Here is a 17,143-nt window from a genome sequence, read left to right as displayed (position 1 = left end):
ACCGTCACCACTCCTCCTCCGGCACGAGTCCCGTCTGCACCAACGGCCGCCCCCGCCGCCGGGACACGAACACGCCCCGCCCGGCAGGCATCGGCCGCGGGCGCACCCCGCCCAGCACATCGCCCTCGGCCGGGTCGCCCGCCAGCACGACGCCCTGGGCGCCCAGCTCCTTGATGCGCTGCATGAACGACTCGTACGAGGCACGGCTCGCGCCCGCCGTGGAGCGCGCGATGACGAACCGCACCCCCACATCGCGGGCGAACGGCAGCAACTCGGTCAGGCCGCTCAGCGGGTTGCCGCTCGATGTGGCGACGAGGTCGTAGTCGTCGATCACCACGTACACCATCGGGCCCTGCCACCAGCTCCGGTCGCGCAACTGCTGGGCGGTCACCTCGGCGGTCGGGGTCCGCCGCTTCATCAGGTCGGCCAGGGCCGCCATGTGGTGGTCCATGTCGTTGGACATGGGGATGTACTCGGCGAGGTGGCTGTCCGGGGTGACGCCCAGCAGGGAGCGCCGGTTGTCCACCACGAACAGCTTGCAGTCCTCACCCGGGTACCGTGCGGTCAACTGCCGGATCAGCAGGCGCAGCAGGTTCGACTTGCCGGACTCGCTCTCGCCGAAGACGAGGAAGAACGGGTCCTGGTCGAAGTCGACGAAGACGGGCTCGAGGTTGTTCTCGTCGAGCCCGAAGGCGATACCGCGCCGCGGGAAACGGTCCCCCGGAGGCAGTTGCTCCGCCGGGAACTCGCGCGGCAGCAGGCGGACGTCCGGCGCACCCGGAGACTGCCAGTGCCGGGACACCTCGGCGGCCAGCGCGGCCGTCGCGTCCGCGAGGTCGGTGTCCGAGGTCAGTCCGTCGATCCGGGGCACCGCCGCCATGAAGTGCAGCTTCTGCGGTGACAGACCCCGGCCGGGCACGCCGGTGGGCACGTTCGCCGCCACCTTCCGGTCCAGCTCGGAGTCCATGGTGTCGCCGAGCCGCAGCTCCAGCCGGTTCAGCAGGTTGTCCTTGAGCGCGGACCGCACCTCCATCGAACGGGAGGCCGAGAGGACCAGGTGGATTCCGTACCCCAGACCGCGCGCGGCGATGTCCGTGACCACCTGGTCGAGCGCCTCGTAGTCGGCGCGGAAGTTGGCCCAGCCGTCGATCACCAGGAAGACGTCGCCCCACGGCTGGTCGGTGACCGGGATGTCGCCGCGGGCACGGCGGGTGCGGAACTCGGCGATGGAGGAGATGCCCGAGGCCCGGAAGTACTCCTCGCGGCGGGCCAGGACCCCGTAGACCTCCGCCACCGTACGCCGCACCTTCTCCGGATCCAGGCGGGAGGCGACGCCGCCGACATGCGGCAGCCCGGCCACCGAGGACATGCCACCGCCACCGAAGTCCAGTCCGTAGAACTGCACTTCCTGCGGCGTGTGGGTGAGGGCGAAGGAACAGATCAGCGAGCGCAGCAGCGTGGACTTGCCGGACTGCGGACCGCCGAGGACCTGCATGTGCCCCGCCGCACCCGAGAAGTCCACCCACAGCGGGTCACGGCGCTGCTCGTACGGCTTGTCGACGAGACCGACCGGGACCACCAGCCGCCCGGCACCCTCGAAGCCCGGCTGGGTGAGACCCCGGCCCTCCACCGCCGCGAGACCGGGCAGCAGTCCGTCCAGCGACGGCGGGCTGTCCAGGGGCGGCAGCCACACCTGGTGGGCCGCCGGACCCTGGGCTTCCAGCCGGCGTACGACCACGTCGAGCACGGTGTCCGCCAGCGCGTCGTCCACCTCGCCGGCGCCGCTCGCCGGGCCCGTGCCCTGCCGCGGCACCGGAACGTACCGCACGGGCACCTCGGCCGCGGTGAACAGCACCGGCCGCCGGTCCACCGGCAGCGGGCCGCCCAGCGCCGTGTCCCGCTGCCCCCCGGACCGGTAGACACCCGAGACGTACGCCGCCTTGAACCGGAGCATCTCGTCCGTGCCGAACTTGAGGATTCCCGAACCCGGTACGTTCGGCAGCTCGTACGCGTCCGGCACGCCCAGCGCCGCCCGCGACTCGGCGGCGGAGAAGGTGCGAAGGCCGATGCGGTACGACAGGTAGGTCTCCAGGCCGCGCAGCCGCCCCTCCTCCAGTCGCTGCGAGGCCAGCAACAGGTGCACGCCCAGTGACCGGCCGATACGGCCGATCTGTACGAACATGTCGATGAAGTCCGGCTTGGCCGTCAGCAGTTCGCTGAACTCGTCGATGACCAGCAGCAGCGAGGGGATGGGCTGGAGCGGCGCGCCCGCCGCCCGGGCCTTCTCGTAGTCGTGGATGTTGGCGTAGTTGCCCGCGTCGCGCAGCATCTCCTGGCGGCGGTTGAGTTCTCCGCGGATGGAGTCGCCCATGCGGTCGACGAGGGTCAGGTCGTCCGCCAGGTTGGTGATGACGGCCGCCACGTGCGGCATCTGGGCCATACCGGCGAAGGTGGCACCGCCCTTGAAGTCCGCCAGGACGAAGTTCAGGGTCTCGGAGGAGTGGGTGACCGCGAGACCGAGCACCAGGGTGCGCAGCAGTTCCGACTTGCCGGAACCCGTGGCGCCGACGCACAGGCCGTGCGGGCCCATGCCCTCCTGGGCCGCCTCCTTGATGTCGAGCATGACCGGCCGGCCGTCCTCACCGACGCCGATCGGCACCCGCAGCCGTTCCGCCTGCGACCGCGGCCGCCAGGTGCGCCGGGTGTCGACGGACGCGGCGTCGCCCAGGTTCAGCAGATCCGTGAACTCCAGGTTGGCCAGCAGCGGTTCGTCGTCGTCCCCGCCCGAGGCCATCCGCAGCGGCGCCAGTTGCCGGGCCAGCGCCTCCGCGGACTCCTGCGACAGCACATCGGGCGTTCCCTCGTAGACCGCGCCGTGCGCCGACTCCAGACGCAGCGCACGCGGTTCCACCATGACGGACAGGTCGCCGTGCAGACCCGAGGTCTCCCGCCCGGCCACCTCGACGACCGTCACGCCCTGCAGGCCCTCGGGGCCCGCCAGCATGGACTCCGGCGGCAGGGACACGCCGTCGAGGACGACGACGATGTGCGGGGTGTCCGGCAGCGGCGCGGCGTTCGGATGGAACCGCGGGCGTCCGGCCAGCCGCGAAGCCAGCAGGTCCTCCACCTCACGGGGGTCACCGCCGATCAGACGACGCGAGCCGGCACCGTCCGCGACACCGGACAGCTGGACGTGCGGCAGCCACTTGGCCCACTCCCAGTGCGGCAGTTCCTCCCGGCCGGCCACGACCGCGACGATCAGGTCCTCGGGGGAGTGCAGCGAGGCCAGCGAACCCGTCAACGCCCGGACGGAGGACCGTACGGACTCCGGCTCGCCGCCGAGCGTGACGCGGTAGAAGGCGCGCAGGGAGACCGCCATCGGCAGATCGTCCAGGGTGCCGTGGACCGATACGAACCGCTGCATCAAGCCCGCCGTCAGTGGCTCCAGCTGATCGACCGGGCCCGTCTCGGGGGAGACCAGCGGGGTGGCCAGCGGCTGGGGGCCGAGGCCGATGCGCACCTGGGCGAAGTCCTCGTCGCCCGGCCGCCGCTCCCACACCCGGCTGCCCTCGGCGACCAGCGCCCACAACTGCTCGGGGGAGGGGTGAAGGTAGTACTGGGCGTCGCGCTGCGCCCTCGCGGTCTCCTGGGTGACCCGGCGGGTCTGCGACAGATAACCCAGGTAGTCGCGGCGCAGATCGGCGATCTGCCCCTGGGAACCCCGGCGGAAGCGGACCACCATGGCGATCGACATGGCGATCGTCGACGCGATCATCACCATGCCCATGATCCGCATGAACGGTTGCCCGCTGGTGAAGAAGAAGACGACCGAGCCGCCCATACCCAGCGTCGGCAACAACTGCATCAGCACGCTCTCGTGCTGATTGCGCGGCAGCTCCGGCGGAGGCTGGACCATCACCTCGCCCGCGGGCACCTCCGGCGGCAGCGCTCGTGGCGGGCGCTTCACGACGATCTGGCTCACTGCTCACCAATTCCCTTGCCGGCCCACTGGGTTTGCCGTCCACCACCCCGTCTCAGGCGGACGAGGGCCGCCGCGTGATCCTACTGATCCCCTCACCCACCGGCGGGCGGTAGGGTGCCGGATGTTCGCGTGAGCACACGCGAGGCCCGGCGGACGTACAGGACATTGCGTGGGATGTGGTGCGGCGCGCAGGCGCCGTGCCCGGCGCGGACGGTCTCCCGTCCGCCCCGCACCACGGGACCTGCCCCATGCGCCGGGAAAGGCACGCAGGTTCTTCACGCCGCACACACCGCACACACCGCAGCAGTATCGAGGGGGAGCAGCAGGTGAGCATGACGGCCGCCACCGGCACCAGCGAGTCCGGCCGGGGAGCCCTCCCCGGGACGGTGACGGGGCTCGGCTTCTGCCGGGTCACCATCGTCGCGCCCGACAGCCGGATCGACGTGGCCCTCCCCGACGACGTACCGGTCGCCGACATCTATCCCGAGATCCTCAGGCTCTCCCGGCAGACCCCCGCCGAAGGCGCCCCGGTCGGCTACCACCTGGTCCGACGTGACGGCACGGTCCTCGACAGCTCCCGCTCCTTCACCGCGCAGCGCATTCTCGACGGCGAACTCCTCACCCTGCGCCCCTTCGCCGAGTCGCTGCCGCCGGCTGTCTTCGACGACGTCTCCGAAGCGGTCGCCTCCGCGGTGACCCGGGACCGCTCGCTGTGGCGCGGCGATCTCACCCGCGCGGCGGGCCTGGCCGGCGGCGGTCTGCTGCTCGCCCTGCTCGCCTTCGTCGTCTGGACCGCCGACCCGCTCCACGACATGCACAGCCTCCCCGGCATCCTCGCCGGCGTCGCCGGAGTGCTCCTCGTCACCCTCGCCTGCGTCCGCGCCCGCGTCTACGACGACCGGGCCTCGGCCATCGCGCTCGGCCTCGGCGCACTGCCCAACGTGGGCGTGGCCGGCTCCGGCCTGCTGTCCCTCTCCGACGGGCAGGGCATCGGGAAACTGCAGTTCCTGCTCGCCTGCGCGGCGGTGCTGGTGGCCTCGGTGATCCTCGCCCTGTGCTCGCCCCGCGGCGACGGCCCGTTCGTCGCCTTCGCGGTCGCCTCGGGCCTTGCCATGATCACCGTTTTCGCGGCGCTGCTGAAGAACTGGTCCCCGGCCGAGATCGCCGCCCTGTGCGCCCCCGTCGCCATCGGCGCCCTGGCCTTCCTGCCGGGCATGTCCCTGCGCTTCGCCCGTCTGCCCATCGGCTTCGAGGCGCCGGACGCCGCCCCGCGCAGTGTCTACGCCGCAGACCCCGAACCGCATGAGCCGGTGGACGCCGGACGGATCGGGGCCCAGGCCCGGCGCGGCCACGAACTCCTCGTCGGCCTGGTCGGAGGCTGCTCACTGCTCGCGGTCGGCGCGGCCCTGGTGCTGGGTTTCTCCGACGACCTCTGGGCGCAGCTGCTCGCCCTGGCCACCGGCATCGCCCTGCTGATGCGCGCGCAGCTGTTCCGCTACACCGCACAGGTCGCCGCCGTCCTGGCCGCCGGTCTCGGATCCCTGGTCGCGCTCGGCGTCGGCCTGGCGCTCAACCCGCCGAACGCCCTGATCCGCGATGCCCTGACGGGGAACCGCACCGACCTCGACATCCGCACGGTCTGGCTGGTCGCAGCCATCGCCGCGGCGGCCGCGCTCATCACCGCCATCGGGCTGATGGCGTCCCGCAGCGGACTCACGCCCTTCTGGGGGCGCTTCCTGGAGATCGCCGAGGGCTTCGTCCTGCTGACGCTGGTGCCGCTGGCGCTCGCCGTCTTCGACGTGTACGCGTCGGTGCGGTCGATGACCGGCTGACGCACGGCCCAGGGAGGTGCAGAGCGCTCGCGTGACACACGCGCGGCCCAGGCAGGGCGCACGCACCCCGGGCCGGTGACACACGCGGCCCGGGGAGGGCGCAACCGCGCTCGCGCACTCTCCCGGACGCGTACGGGGCGGTCAGCCCGCCTCGGGGCCCGCCGGCTCCAGGTCGAACTCCCCGTCCCGCGCGCCCAGCACGAAGGCCCGCCACTCCGCCTCCGTGTACCGCAGGACCGTCTCCGGGTCGAGGGAGGAGCGCATGGCCACGGCGCCACCGGGCAGGTACGCGATCTCGACCCGCTCCTCGTGCTCCTCGGTGCCCGGCGCGCTGTGCCACTCGACGCCGGAGATATCGAGGGCGTAGAGCTCGTCCTTCTCCCGCTCCTTGCGTGCCTTGATCTCCTCAGCCGTCTCCGCCATGCCGCAGCGACCCCTTCCCTACGTGCGAACGATTGCGGGCGTCACTCTAGTGGCGTCGACCGCCCGACCTGGGTGGTTCCGCGGACCGGGGCGGGAACCCCCGCTGCCGCCTGGTAACCTGGCTGACGGCCGTATGTGTACGCACCCCCGGAGCGACTTCTCGCCCTGGAGGCCGCGCCCAGCGGATCCCCGCCTTCCGAGTCATGGAAGACCCCCCGAGACGCAGACCGGGGGCACTCGGTGGCCACCACAGACTATGAGGAGTACGCGTGTCGCTCGACGCCGCAGTGAAGAAGCAGATCGTGTCGGAGTTCGGTACCAAGGAGGGTGACACCGGCTCCCCCGAGGTCCAGGTCGCGCTGCTGTCCCGTCGGATCTCCGACCTGACGGAGCACCTCAAGACCCACAAGCACGACCACCACTCCCGCCGTGGTCTGCTGATCCTGGTCGGTCAGCGCCGCCGGCTGCTGCAGTACCTCGCCAAGAAGGACATCCAGCGCTTCCGTGCGCTGGTCGACCGCCTCGGCATCCGCCGCGGTGCGGCGGGCGCCAAGTAGGACGCCGTGAAGGGAGCGGTTCCCTGGGACAAGGGGACCGCTCCTTTGCTGTACGTGCGGACTGTCACCGCACCTTTGTAGTGTGGTAGCACAACGCAGGAGACACGACCGACCGTGATGACCGAGGCCGCATCGGGTATGCGGCCCCACGGGCACCACGGACCGACGTCATCGGACGTCACGACGTACGAGGAGAAGCGCACCTCGCCGCCGCCGGTCCTCGGTAGTGGCCCCCGGAAGAGTGAATCCGGGTGCTTCGATCGAAGACCGGCCCGCATCCAGTGGAGCGCTTCTCCGCCACCGTCCCCCCGCCACACGGGCGAGGCGGGACGAAAGACGACAAGTAACGGAGAAAACACTGGTGGAGAACGAGACCCACTACGCCGAGGCCGTCATCGACAACGGCTCCTTCGGCACCCGCACCATCCGCTTCGAGACGGGCCGTCTGGCCCGTCAGGCCGCCGGCTCCGCCGTGGCCTACCTGGACGACGACACCATGGTGCTGTCGGCCACCACGGCTTCCAAGAACCCCAAGGACCAGCTCGACTTCTTCCCCCTCACGGTGGACGTCGAGGAGCGGATGTACGCCGCGGGCCGGATCCCCGGATCCTTCTTCCGGCGTGAGGGCCGGCCCTCCGAGGACGCCATCCTCACCTGCCGCCTGATCGACCGCCCGCTGCGCCCGTCCTTCAAGAAGGGCCTGCGCAACGAGATCCAGGTCGTCGCCACGATCATGGCGCTCAACCCGGACCACCTGTACGACGTCGTGGCGATCAACGCCGCCTCCGCGTCCACGCAGCTGGCCGGTCTGCCCTTCTCCGGCCCGATCGGCGGCGTCCGCGTCGCGCTGATCCGCGGCCAGTGGGTGGCCTTCCCGACGCACACCGAGCTCGAGGACGCCGTCTTCGACATGGTCGTCGCGGGCCGCGTCCTGGAGGACGGCGACGTCGCGATCATGATGGTCGAGGCCGAGGCCACCGAGAAGACCATCAAGCTGGTCGAGGGCGGCGCCGAGGCGCCGACCGAGGAGGTCGTCGCCGCCGGTCTGGACGCCGCGAAGCCCTTCATCAAGGTGCTCTGCCGCGCCCAGGCCGACCTCGCCGCCAAGGCCGCCAAGCCCACCGGCGACTTCCCGGTCTTCCTGGACTACCAGGACGACGTCCTCGAGGCGCTGACCGGGGCCGTCAAGCCCGAGCTGAGCCAGGCGCTCACCATCGCCGGCAAGCAGGAGCGCGAGGCCGAGCTGGACCGCGTCAAGGCGCTCGCCGCCGAGAAGCTCCTCCCGGAGTTCGAGGGCCGCGAGAAGGAGATCTCCGCCGCGTACCGGGCGCTGACCAAGTCCCTGGTCCGCGAACGCGTCATCAAGGAGAAGAAGCGCATCGACGGCCGCGGTGTCACGGACATCCGCACCCTGGCCGCCGAGGTGGAGGCGATCCCGCGGGTGCACGGCTCCGCGCTGTTCGAGCGTGGCGAGACCCAGATCCTGGGCGTCACCACCCTCAACATGCTCCGTATGGAGCAGCAGCTGGACACCCTTTCCCCGGTGACCCGCAAGCGCTACATGCACAACTACAACTTCCCGCCGTACTCCGTCGGCGAGACCGGCCGTGTCGGCTCACCCAAGCGCCGCGAGATCGGCCATGGCGCGCTCGCCGAGCGCGCCATCGTGCCGGTGCTGCCGGCCCGCGAGGACTTCCCCTACGCGATCCGCCAGGTGTCCGAGGCCCTCGGCTCCAACGGCTCGACGTCCATGGGCTCGGTCTGCGCCTCCACCATGTCGCTGCTGAACGCCGGTGTGCCGCTCAAGGCCCCGGTCGCCGGCATCGCCATGGGCCTGATCTCCCAGGAGATCAACGGCGAGACGCACTACGTCGCCCTCACCGACATCCTCGGTGCGGAGGACGCCTTCGGCGACATGGACTTCAAGGTCGCCGGCACCAAGGAGTTCGTGACCGCCCTCCAGCTCGACACCAAGCTGGATGGCATCCCGGCCTCCGTGCTGGCCGCGGCCCTCAAGCAGGCCCGCGACGCCCGCCTCCACATCCTCGACGTGATGATGGAAGCGATCGACACGCCGGACGAGATGTCCCCGAACGCGCCGCGGATCATCACCGTGAAGATCCCGGTCGACAAGATCGGCGAGGTCATCGGCCCCAAGGGCAAGATGATCAACCAGATCCAGGAGGACACCGGCGCCGAGATCACGATCGAGGACGACGGCACCATCTACATCGGTGCCGCCGACGGCCCCTCCGCCGAGGCCGCCCGCACCACGATCAACGGCATCGCCAACCCGACGATGCCCGAGGTCGGCGAGCGCTACCTGGGTACGGTCGTGAAGACCACCACCTTCGGCGCGTTCGTCTCCCTGCTCCCCGGCAAGGACGGTCTGCTGCACATCTCGCAGATCCGCAAGCTGGCCGGCGGCAAGCGCGTGGAGAACGTCGAGGACGTCCTCGGCGTGGGCCAGAAGGTCCAGGTCGAGATCGCCGAGATCGACTCCCGCGGCAAGCTCTCCCTGATCCCCGTGGTCGAGGGCGAAGACGCCGACGAGAAGAAGGACGACGCCGACAAGTGACGTCCCGTGGCTCCAGGACGACGGCCCGCACCTCCTCGGAGGCGCGGGCCGTCGCCCGTACCCAAACCCTGATCAAGGGCGAGAACGGCATCGGAACGGTCCGCAGGACCACCCTCCCCGGAGGGCTGCGCGTCGTCACCGAGACGCTGCCCTCGGTCCGCTCCGCCACCTTCGGCATCTGGGCGCACGTCGGCTCCCGTGACGAGACCCCGGCACTGGGCGGCGCCACCCACTACCTGGAGCACCTGCTCTTCAAGGGCACGGCCACCCGCTCCGCGCTGGACATCTCCTCCGCCATCGACGCGGTCGGCGGCGAGATGAACGCGTTCACGGCCAAGGAGTACACGTGCTACTACGCACGCGTGCTCGACACCGACCTGCCGCTCGCCATCGACGTGGTGTGCGACATGCTGACCGGCTCGGTGATCCGTGAGGAGGACGTCGACGTGGAACGCGGCGCCATCCTCGAAGAGATCGCGATGACCGAGGACGACCCGGGCGACTGTGTGCACGACCTGTTCGCGCACACCATGTTCGGTGACAACCCGCTCGGCCGCCCGGTCCTCGGCACGGTCGACACGGTCAACGCCCTCACCGCCGACCGCATCCGCCGCTTCTACCGGAAGCACTACGACCCGACCCACCTGGTGGTCGCCTGCGCCGGCAACGTCGACCACGACAAGGTGGTACGCCAGGTCCGCGCCGCCTTCGAGAAGGCCGGGGCCCTCAAGAACCCCGCCGCCGAGCCGATCGGCCCCCGAGGAGGATCGCGCAGCCTGCGCACCGCCGGCCGGGTCGAGCACATCGGCCGCAAGACGGAACAGGCGCACATCGTCCTCGGCATGCCGGGCCTGGCCCGCACCGACGAGCGGCGCTGGGCCCTCGGCGTGCTGAACACCGCCCTCGGCGGCGGCATGTCGTCCCGGCTCTTCCAGGAGGTCCGCGAGAAGCGCGGTCTGGCCTACAGCGTGTACTCGTACACCTCCGGCTTCGCCGACTGCGGACTGTTCGGCGTGTACGCGGGCTGCAGGCCCTCGCAGGTGCACGACGTGCTCAAGATCTGCCGCGACGAACTCGACCAGGTGGCCGAGCACGGACTGCCCGACGACGAGATCGAACGCGCCATCGGCCAGCTGAAGGGCTCCACCGTCCTCGGCCTGGAGGACACCGGCGCGCTGATGAACCGTATCGGCAAGAGCGAGCTGTGCTGGGGCGAGCAGATGTCGGTCGACGACATGCTGGCCCGGATAGCCTCGGTGACTCCGGACGACGTCCGTTCGGTCGCCCGCGACGTCCTGGGACGGCGGCCCTCCCTTTCCGTCATCGGCCCGCTCAAGGACAAGCAGGCGTCCCGGCTGCACGACGCCGTCGCCTGATCCCTCTCGTAAGGAAGCAACGAACATGAGCAAGCTGCGCGTGGCGGTCCTCGGAGCCAGGGGCCGGATCGGTTCCGAGGCGGCACGGGCCATCGAGGCCGCCGACGACATGGAGCTGGTGGCCGCCCTCGGCCGGGGTGACAAGCTGGAGTCCCTCGCCGAGCAGGGCGCCCAGGTCGCCGTGGAGCTGACCACGCCCGCCTCGGTCATGGGCAACCTCGACTTCTGCGTACGGCACGGCATCCACGCCGTCGTCGGCACCACCGGCTGGACCGACGACCGCCTCGCGCAGCTGAGGGGCCTGCTGGAGCAGTCCCCGGAGACGGGCGTGCTCATCGCGCCGAACTTCTCCATCGGCGCCGTGCTGACCATGAAGTTCGCGCAGATCGCCGCCCCGTACTTCGAGTCCGTCGAGGTCGTCGAGCTGCACCATCCGAACAAGGTCGACGCTCCTTCGGGCACCGCCACCCGCACCGCCCAGCTCATCGCCGAGGCCCGCCGCCGGGCCGGCAGCCCGCCCGCGCCGGACGCCACGGCCACCGCCCTCGACGGCGCCCGGGGCGCCGACGTCGACGGTGTCCCGGTGCACGCCGTCCGGCTGCGCGGACTCCTCGCCCACCAGGAGGTTCTGCTCGGCGGCGAGGGCGAGACCCTCACCGTGCGGCACGACTCCCTGCACCACAGCAGCTTCATGCCGGGCATCCTGCTCGGTACCCGCCGCGTGGTGACCACTCCCGGCCTCACCTTCGGCCTGGAACACTTCCTCGACCTGAACTGAGCCCTGCGGACCCATGCGCGCCAAGATCTCCTACGCCATCACGGCCGCCGTCCTGGTCGTCTACTTCGTCCTGGTCGGCAGCCGAGGTGTGCTGCTCATCCAGGCCGGCACGCTGATCACCGTCACCTTCGGCGTCGCGGTGCTGATCCTGCCGGTCATCGGCGTGTGGTTCCTGTGGAAGAACACCGAGTTCGTCCGCGACGCGAACCGGCTCGCCGCACTGCTCGACGCGGAGGGCGCTCTGCCCGTCGACGAGCTCGAGCGCCTGCCCAGCGGACGGATCGACCGCGACTCGGCCGACGAGGTCTTCGCCCGGCGCCGCGCGGAGACGGAGGACGCCCCCGGAGACTGGCGCAGCTGGTTCCGGCTCGCCGTCGCCTACCACGACGCCCGCGACACCCCACGCGCCCGCAAGGCCATGCAGCGGGCGATCACCCTGCACAAGACCTCGCCCTGACCCTCGGGCCCTGAGCCTGTGCGGAGCGAGGCGTCAGGTGCGCCGGTACTCGGCCGCCCAGGCCTCCACGGTGTCCGCCGCCCGGTCGAAGGCCAGCTGGTCCCGGCCCAGGAAGTCCGCGTTGTGCGACGTCAGCAACGCCAGCGACTCGGCCGAACGCGCCCGTCGGGCAAGGATCAGCGCCTGTCCCTGCACCGTCCGGGGCAGCCCCAGCCAGCGCACCGGCTGCTGCACCGTGCGTACGGAGAGGACCTCGTCCCAGGCGGTCGTCCGGGTGCTCACGAAGCCCACGTGGCGAAGCCCCCGGGCGCTGACCCACACACCCATGCGCAGCAGCCGCAGCGCGCAGACCACACCGACCAGCGCGATGGCGAAGACCGTCCCGGCGGACGCCGGCGTCGCCGTCGCCGCGATGATCACCGCGGCGAAGAGCACGAACGAGGCGAGCAGCAGCAGGAGCGCCGCAGCCCCCACCCGCCAGGGGCCGGGACGGTACGGGCGCCGCCAGCGGTCCCGGTCGTCGTGCGGCAGGGCGACATCGTCCGCCGTGTCGAAAGCGCGGTCGGCCGTCAGGAAGGGCAGGGGCACGGCTGGTCCTCACTCGATCCATGCGTGGGTGTGCCCGGTGAGGCTACCGATCTGTGTCCCCTGTCACCACCAGCGGGGTCCGGATGGCGCCGGTACGGCCGGTCCGGGCTCAGCGCCTGTCGGAGGCCTGCTGGTGCTGGGTGCCCGCGCCGGAGTCGCCGGTGGACAGCGCGGGCGTGCCTATGACCAGGGAACCCACCAGTCCGGCGACCAGGGTGAGCCCGAGCAGCCAGCGCCCGGCCAGCTGACCGGCTGAGGCCCGCTCACGGGGTGGTGGGGCGACATTGCTGCGGAACCTGTCCGCCTCGGCGACGAAGGCGAACGGTACGGGTTCGCGCCGACCGAACATCGTGGTGCGTCTCCCTCCGGGATCGAACGAATCGCTGTCACTCATACAGACGCACGGCAGCCCCGCAAGGTGCCCGCTTTCGCTGATTTCGCAGAAGTTCGGCGTCGTTCACCGCGGTATGTCGCCTCCCGGCGCCAGAAGGCCAGGCTGTCGGTGCCGCGCCGTAGAGTGGGCGCCGCCCGACAGACGTGATGGAAGGACTCCCCGCGCCGTGACCGACACCCCCGCCGACGACCTCGAGCCAGGCTTTCGCAGCGATGTGACCGTCGAGCTGGTCAAGCACACGGCGTCCGACGCCGACGTGCTGTTCGCCGCCCGCGTCTCGACCGTCGGCGAGCAGTCCCTGGAGGAGCTGAACAAGGACCCGGAGCGGTCCAAGGGCCTGATCAACTATCTGATGCGGGACCGGCACGGCAGCCCCTTCGAGCACAACTCGATGACCTTCTTCGTCAGCGCCCCGATCTTCGTCTTCCGTGAGTTCATGCGCCACAGGGTCGGCTGGTCCTACAACGAGGAGTCGGGGCGCTACCGCGAGCTGCAGCCCGTCTTCTACATCCCCGGCGAGGACCGCAAGCTGGTCCAGCAGGGCCGCCCCGGCAAGTACGTGTTCGTCGACGGCACCCCTGAGCAGTACAAGGCCGTCACCGAGACCATGGCGGAGTCCTACCGGCGGTCCTATGCCGCGTACCAGGAGATGCTGGCGGCCGGTGTCGCCCGAGAGGTCGCCCGTGCCACCCTCCCGGTCGGTCTCTTCTCCTCGATGTACGCCACCTGCAACGCCCGCTCGCTGATGCACTTCCTGGGCCTGCGCACCCAGCACGAGCTGGCCAAGGTCCCGTCCTTCCCGCAGCGGGAGATCGAGATGGTCGGCGAGAAGATGGAGGCGGAGTGGGCCCGGCTCATGCCGCTCACGTACGCCGCGTTCAACGCCAACGGTCGCGTGGCCCCGTAACCGCGGGATTCCCGTCGGCGAGTACACATGTACGGAGCAGCCGCACGAGGTGTCCGTATTGCGGCATTTCATGAAGTTCATCTAGCCTGATCAAACGGGCCCGGCACTGCCTGAACCCCCGAGCAGGCAGTGCCGGGCTCCCCTTTTGCCCACTTTGTCGTATCCCCCGAGGGAAGACCCCGCCGTGAGCAACGAGTAGCGTGTAACCCATGGCTCCGACCTCCACTCCGCAGACCCCCTTCGGGCGGGTCCTCACCGCCATGGTCACGCCTTTCACGGCGGACGGCGCACTCGATCTCGACGGCGCCCAGCGACTCGCCACCCATCTGGTGGACGCAGGCAACGACGGCCTGATCGTCAACGGCACCACCGGCGAGTCCCCCACCACCAGCGACGCGGAGAAAGCCGATCTCGTACGGGCGGTCGTGGAGGCCGTCGGCGACCGGGCCCATGTGGTGGCCGGAGTCGGCACCAACGACACCCGCCACAGCACCGAACTGGCGCGCGCCGCGGAGCAGGCCGGCGCCCACGGCCTGCTGGTCGTGACCCCGTACTACAACAAGCCTCCGCAGGAGGGCCTCTACCGGCACTTCACGGCCGTCGCCGACGCCGCCGACCTGCCGGTCATGCTCTACGACATCCCCGGCCGCAGCGGCGTCCCGATCAGCACGGAGACGATCGTCCGTCTCGCCGAGCACCCGCGCATCGTCGCCAACAAGGACGCCAAGGGCGACCTCGGCCGGGCCGGCTGGGCCATCGCCCGCTCCCGCCTGGCCTGGTACTCCGGTGACGACATGCTCAACCTGCCCCTGCTCTCCATCGGAGCAGTCGGCTTCGTCTCGGTCGTGGGCCACCTCGTCACCCCCGAGCTGCGCACCCTGGTCGACGCGTACACGTCGGGAGACGTCCAGAAGGCCACCGAGATCCACCAGAAGCTGCTCCCCGTCTACACGGGCATGTTCCGCACCCAGGGCGTGATGACCACCAAGGCGGCGCTCACGCTGAAGGGTCTCCCCGCCGGCCCCCTGCGCGCCCCGATGGCCGAGTGCGCCCCGGAGGAGATCGAGCAGCTCAAGATCGATCTTGCCGCCGGCGGGGTACACCTCCAGTAATCCAGACTTCGCGCGCCCGCTCGCGCAGACGTACCTCACAACTGAACAAGCGGGGACACCGGTGCCCGCAGCCCATAACGACAACTGCTTCTGCACGAACGTCACGCGCGCCACGTGCCCACCGGTACGTGGCGCGGGTGTTTGAGGAGAGTCTTTTGAGTCATCCGCACCCTGAACTCGGCCCGCCGCCGCCCCTCACCGAGGGCGGCCTGCGCATCACCCCGCTGGGCGGTCTCGGCGAGATCGGCCGCAACATGACGGTCTTCGAATACGGAGGCCGCCTGCTGATCGTCGACTGCGGCGTGCTCTTCCCCGAGGAGGAGCAGCCGGGAATCGACCTGATCCTGCCCGACTTCTCGTCGATCCGGGACCGCCTCGACGACATCGAGGGCATCGTCCTCACCCATGGCCACGAGGACCACATCGGAGGCGTCCCCTTCCTCCTGCGCGAGAAGCCGGACATCCCGCTGATCGGCTCCAAGCTGACGCTCGCCCTCATCGAGGCGAAGCTCCAGGAGCACCGCATCCGTCCGTACACCCTCCAGGTGACGGAAGGGCAGCGTGAGCGCATCGGACCCTTCGACTGCGAGTTCGTCGCGGTCAACCACTCCATTCCCGATGCTCTCGCCGTGGCCATCCGCACCCCCGCCGGCATGGCGGTCCACACCGGCGACTTCAAGATGGACCAGCTCCCGCTGGACAGCCGCCTCACGGATCTGCACGCGTTCGCCAGGCTCAGCGAGGAAGGCATCGACCTTCTGCTGTCCGACTCCACGAACGCCGAAGTCCCGGGCTTCGTCCCGCCCGAGCGCGACATCTCGAACGTCCTGCGCCAGGTCTTCGCGGGAGCCCGCAAGCGGATCATCGTGGCCAGTTTCGCCAGCCACGTCCACCGCATCCAGCAGATCCTGGACGCGGCGCACGAGTACGGGCGGCGGGTCGCTTTCGTCGGCCGGTCCATGGTCCGCAACATGGGCATCGCCCGTGACCTCGGCTACCTCAGGGTTCCGCCGGGTCTGGTCGTGGACGTCAGGGCCCTGGACGACCTGCCCGACAGCGAAGTCGTCCTGGTCTGCACAGGGTCCCAGGGCGAACCGATGGCGGCCCTGTCCCGCATGGCGAACCGGGACCACCAGATCCGCATCGTCGAGGGCGACACGGTGATCCTGGCCTCGTCGCTCATCCCCGGCAACGAGAACGCGGTCTACCGCGTGATCAACGGCCTGACCCGCTGGGGTGCCGACGTCGTCCACAAGGGCAATGCCAAGGTGCATGTCTCCGGGCACGCCTCGGCGGGCGAGCTGCTGTACTTCTACAACATCTGCCGCCCGAAGAACCTGATGCCGGTCCACGGCGAATGGCGCCACCTGCGCGCCAACGCGGAACTGGGCGTCCTGACCGGCGTCCCGCACGACCGCATCGTCATCGCCGAGGACGGTGTGGTGGTCGATCTTGTCGAGGGCAAGGCCAAGATCTCGGGCAAGGTCCAGGCCGGATACGTCTACGTCGACGGTCTCTCCGTCGGTGACGTCGGTGAGCCGGCTCTCAAGGACCGGAAGATCCTGGGAGACGAGGGCATCATCTCGGTCTTCGTCGTCATGGACTCGTCGACCGGCAAGATCACGGGCGGTCCCCATGTCCAGGCGCGCGGGTCGGGCATCGACGACTCCGCTTTCAGCGAGGTGATCCCGAAGATCACCGAAGTGCTGGAGCGTTCGGCTCAGGACGGTGTCGTCGAACCCCATCAGATGCAGCAGCTCATCCGCCGCAGGCTGGGGAAGTGGGTCTCCGACACCTACCGGCGCCGGCCGATGATCCTTCCCGTGGTCGTCGAGGTCTGACGGCCCGCCGGGCTTCACCGCGCACGCGCGAACAGGGAGCGGGGGCCTCGATTTGCATCGGGGAGCCCCGCTCCAGTACGTTTACAACTCCCCCCGATCGGGCACCCGGTTGCTTCGTGCGCCGGAACCAGTCCCGGGAGGGCAGGGAAAACCGGCTCAGAATCTCTGATAAAGTCGGAACCGCCGGAAAGGAAAAGCGCGAAAGCGTGAACCTGGAAAGCACCGAGGAAATCGGGTCGGGAAGATCTGATAGAGTCGGAAACGCAAGACCGAAGGGAAGCCCGGAGGAAAGCCCGAGAGGGTGAGTACAAAGGAAGC

13 protein-coding genes are annotated in these 17,143 nt (G+C 70.1%); 9 read left to right on the top strand and 4 right to left on the bottom strand.

The window, feature by feature from the left end; translation table 11 throughout:
• Nucleotides 1–4: 4 nt before the first annotated feature.
• A complete protein-coding gene (gene eccCa, locus HTV45_RS29115; protein ID WP_215208881.1) occupies nt 5–3,982 on the bottom strand; it encodes a type VII secretion protein EccCa in 3,978 nt (1,325 codons plus the stop codon).
• A 332-nt stretch (nt 3,983–4,314) separates the two neighbouring features.
• Between eccCa and eccD the strand changes: the two genes are divergently transcribed.
• Nucleotides 4,315–5,814, top strand: a complete 1,500-nt coding sequence (eccD, locus tag HTV45_RS29110; RefSeq protein ID WP_215208913.1) for a type VII secretion integral membrane protein EccD — start codon at nt 4,315–4,317, stop codon at nt 5,812–5,814.
• 141 nt (nt 5,815–5,955) lie between these two features.
• Here the strand turns inward: eccD and HTV45_RS29105 are convergent, their stop codons facing one another.
• Nucleotides 5,956–6,237, bottom strand: a complete 282-nt coding sequence (locus HTV45_RS29105) for a DUF397 domain-containing protein (protein ID WP_215208880.1) — start codon at nt 6,235–6,237, stop codon at nt 5,956–5,958.
• A gap of 269 nt (nt 6,238–6,506) precedes the next feature.
• Here HTV45_RS29105 and rpsO point away from each other — a divergent pair, with 269 nt between their 5' ends.
• From rpsO to HTV45_RS29080, 5 genes are all read left to right on the top strand, one after another.
• Nucleotides 6,507–6,794 carry a 30S ribosomal protein S15 gene (gene rpsO / locus HTV45_RS29100; RefSeq protein WP_103540847.1) on the top strand — a complete coding sequence of 96 codons (288 nt, stop codon included), beginning with the start codon at nt 6,507–6,509 and terminating at the stop codon, nt 6,792–6,794.
• A gap of 361 nt (nt 6,795–7,155) precedes the next feature.
• Complete coding sequence (locus HTV45_RS29095) at nt 7,156–9,372, top strand: polyribonucleotide nucleotidyltransferase (protein WP_215208879.1); 2,217 nt, start codon at nt 7,156–7,158, stop codon at nt 9,370–9,372.
• Entirely contained in the window at nt 9,369–10,748 is a 1,380-nt protein-coding gene (locus HTV45_RS29090) for a pitrilysin family protein (RefSeq protein ID WP_215208878.1), read from the top strand. Before HTV45_RS29095 ends, HTV45_RS29090 begins: the two co-directional genes overlap by 4 nt.
• 25 nt (nt 10,749–10,773) lie before the next feature.
• A complete protein-coding gene (dapB, locus tag HTV45_RS29085) occupies nt 10,774–11,526 on the top strand; it encodes a 4-hydroxy-tetrahydrodipicolinate reductase (protein ID WP_215208877.1) in 753 nt (250 codons plus the stop codon).
• 13 nt (nt 11,527–11,539) lie between these two features.
• On the top strand, nt 11,540–11,983 hold the full coding sequence (locus HTV45_RS29080; protein ID WP_215208876.1) for a hypothetical protein: 444 nt from the start codon (nt 11,540–11,542) through the stop codon (nt 11,981–11,983).
• 33 nt (nt 11,984–12,016) lie between these two features.
• On the opposite strand, the gene HTV45_RS29075 is transcribed toward HTV45_RS29080, so the two are convergent.
• Together HTV45_RS29075 and HTV45_RS29070 are read right to left on the bottom strand one after the other, a co-directional pair.
• Nucleotides 12,017–12,571, bottom strand: coding sequence for a hypothetical protein (locus HTV45_RS29075; RefSeq protein WP_215208875.1), 555 nt, complete (start codon nt 12,569–12,571; stop codon nt 12,017–12,019).
• A 109-nt stretch (nt 12,572–12,680) separates the two neighbouring features.
• Entirely contained in the window at nt 12,681–12,920 is a 240-nt protein-coding gene (locus HTV45_RS29070; RefSeq protein WP_215208912.1) for a hypothetical protein, read from the bottom strand.
• A gap of 211 nt (nt 12,921–13,131) precedes the next feature.
• Between HTV45_RS29070 and thyX the strand changes: the two genes are divergently transcribed.
• The 3 genes from thyX (at nt 13,132) to HTV45_RS29055 (ending at nt 16,825) form a co-directional block, all read left to right on the top strand.
• Nucleotides 13,132–13,872: an FAD-dependent thymidylate synthase gene (thyX, locus tag HTV45_RS29065; RefSeq protein ID WP_215208874.1), complete on the top strand. Its 741-nt coding sequence runs from the start codon at nt 13,132–13,134 to the stop codon at nt 13,870–13,872.
• Between the two features lie 209 nt (nt 13,873–14,081).
• Nucleotides 14,082–14,984, top strand: coding sequence for a 4-hydroxy-tetrahydrodipicolinate synthase (gene dapA, locus HTV45_RS29060; RefSeq protein WP_215208873.1), 903 nt, complete (start codon nt 14,082–14,084; stop codon nt 14,982–14,984).
• A 155-nt stretch (nt 14,985–15,139) separates the two neighbouring features.
• Nucleotides 15,140–16,825: a ribonuclease J gene (locus HTV45_RS29055; protein WP_215208872.1), complete on the top strand. Its 1,686-nt coding sequence runs from the start codon at nt 15,140–15,142 to the stop codon at nt 16,823–16,825.
• Nucleotides 16,826–17,143 lie beyond the last annotated feature (318 nt).

It is taken from the genome of Streptomyces sp. CHD11, assembly GCF_018638295.1.
GTDB lineage: Bacteria > Actinomycetota > Actinomycetes > Streptomycetales > Streptomycetaceae > Streptomyces.
This window is presented reverse-complemented; position numbering and strand designations above follow the sequence as displayed.

Excerpts from the sequence above, each read along its gene's own strand:
- HTV45_RS29105 (WP_215208880.1), bottom strand. The coding sequence starts at position 6,237 with ATGGCGGAGACGGCTGAGGAGATCAAGGCACGCAAGGAGCGGGAGAAG.
- dapB (WP_215208877.1), top strand. The coding sequence starts at position 10,774 with ATGAGCAAGCTGCGCGTGGCGGTCCTCGGAGCCAGGGGCCGGATCGGT.
- dapA (WP_215208873.1), top strand. The coding sequence starts at position 14,082 with ATGGCTCCGACCTCCACTCCGCAGACCCCCTTCGGGCGGGTCCTCACC.
- eccD (WP_215208913.1), top strand. The coding sequence starts at position 4,315 with ATGACGGCCGCCACCGGCACCAGCGAGTCCGGCCGGGGAGCCCTCCCC.
- HTV45_RS29070 (WP_215208912.1), bottom strand. The coding sequence starts at position 12,920 with ATGTTCGGTCGGCGCGAACCCGTACCGTTCGCCTTCGTCGCCGAGGCG.
- HTV45_RS29080 (WP_215208876.1), top strand. The coding sequence starts at position 11,540 with ATGCGCGCCAAGATCTCCTACGCCATCACGGCCGCCGTCCTGGTCGTC.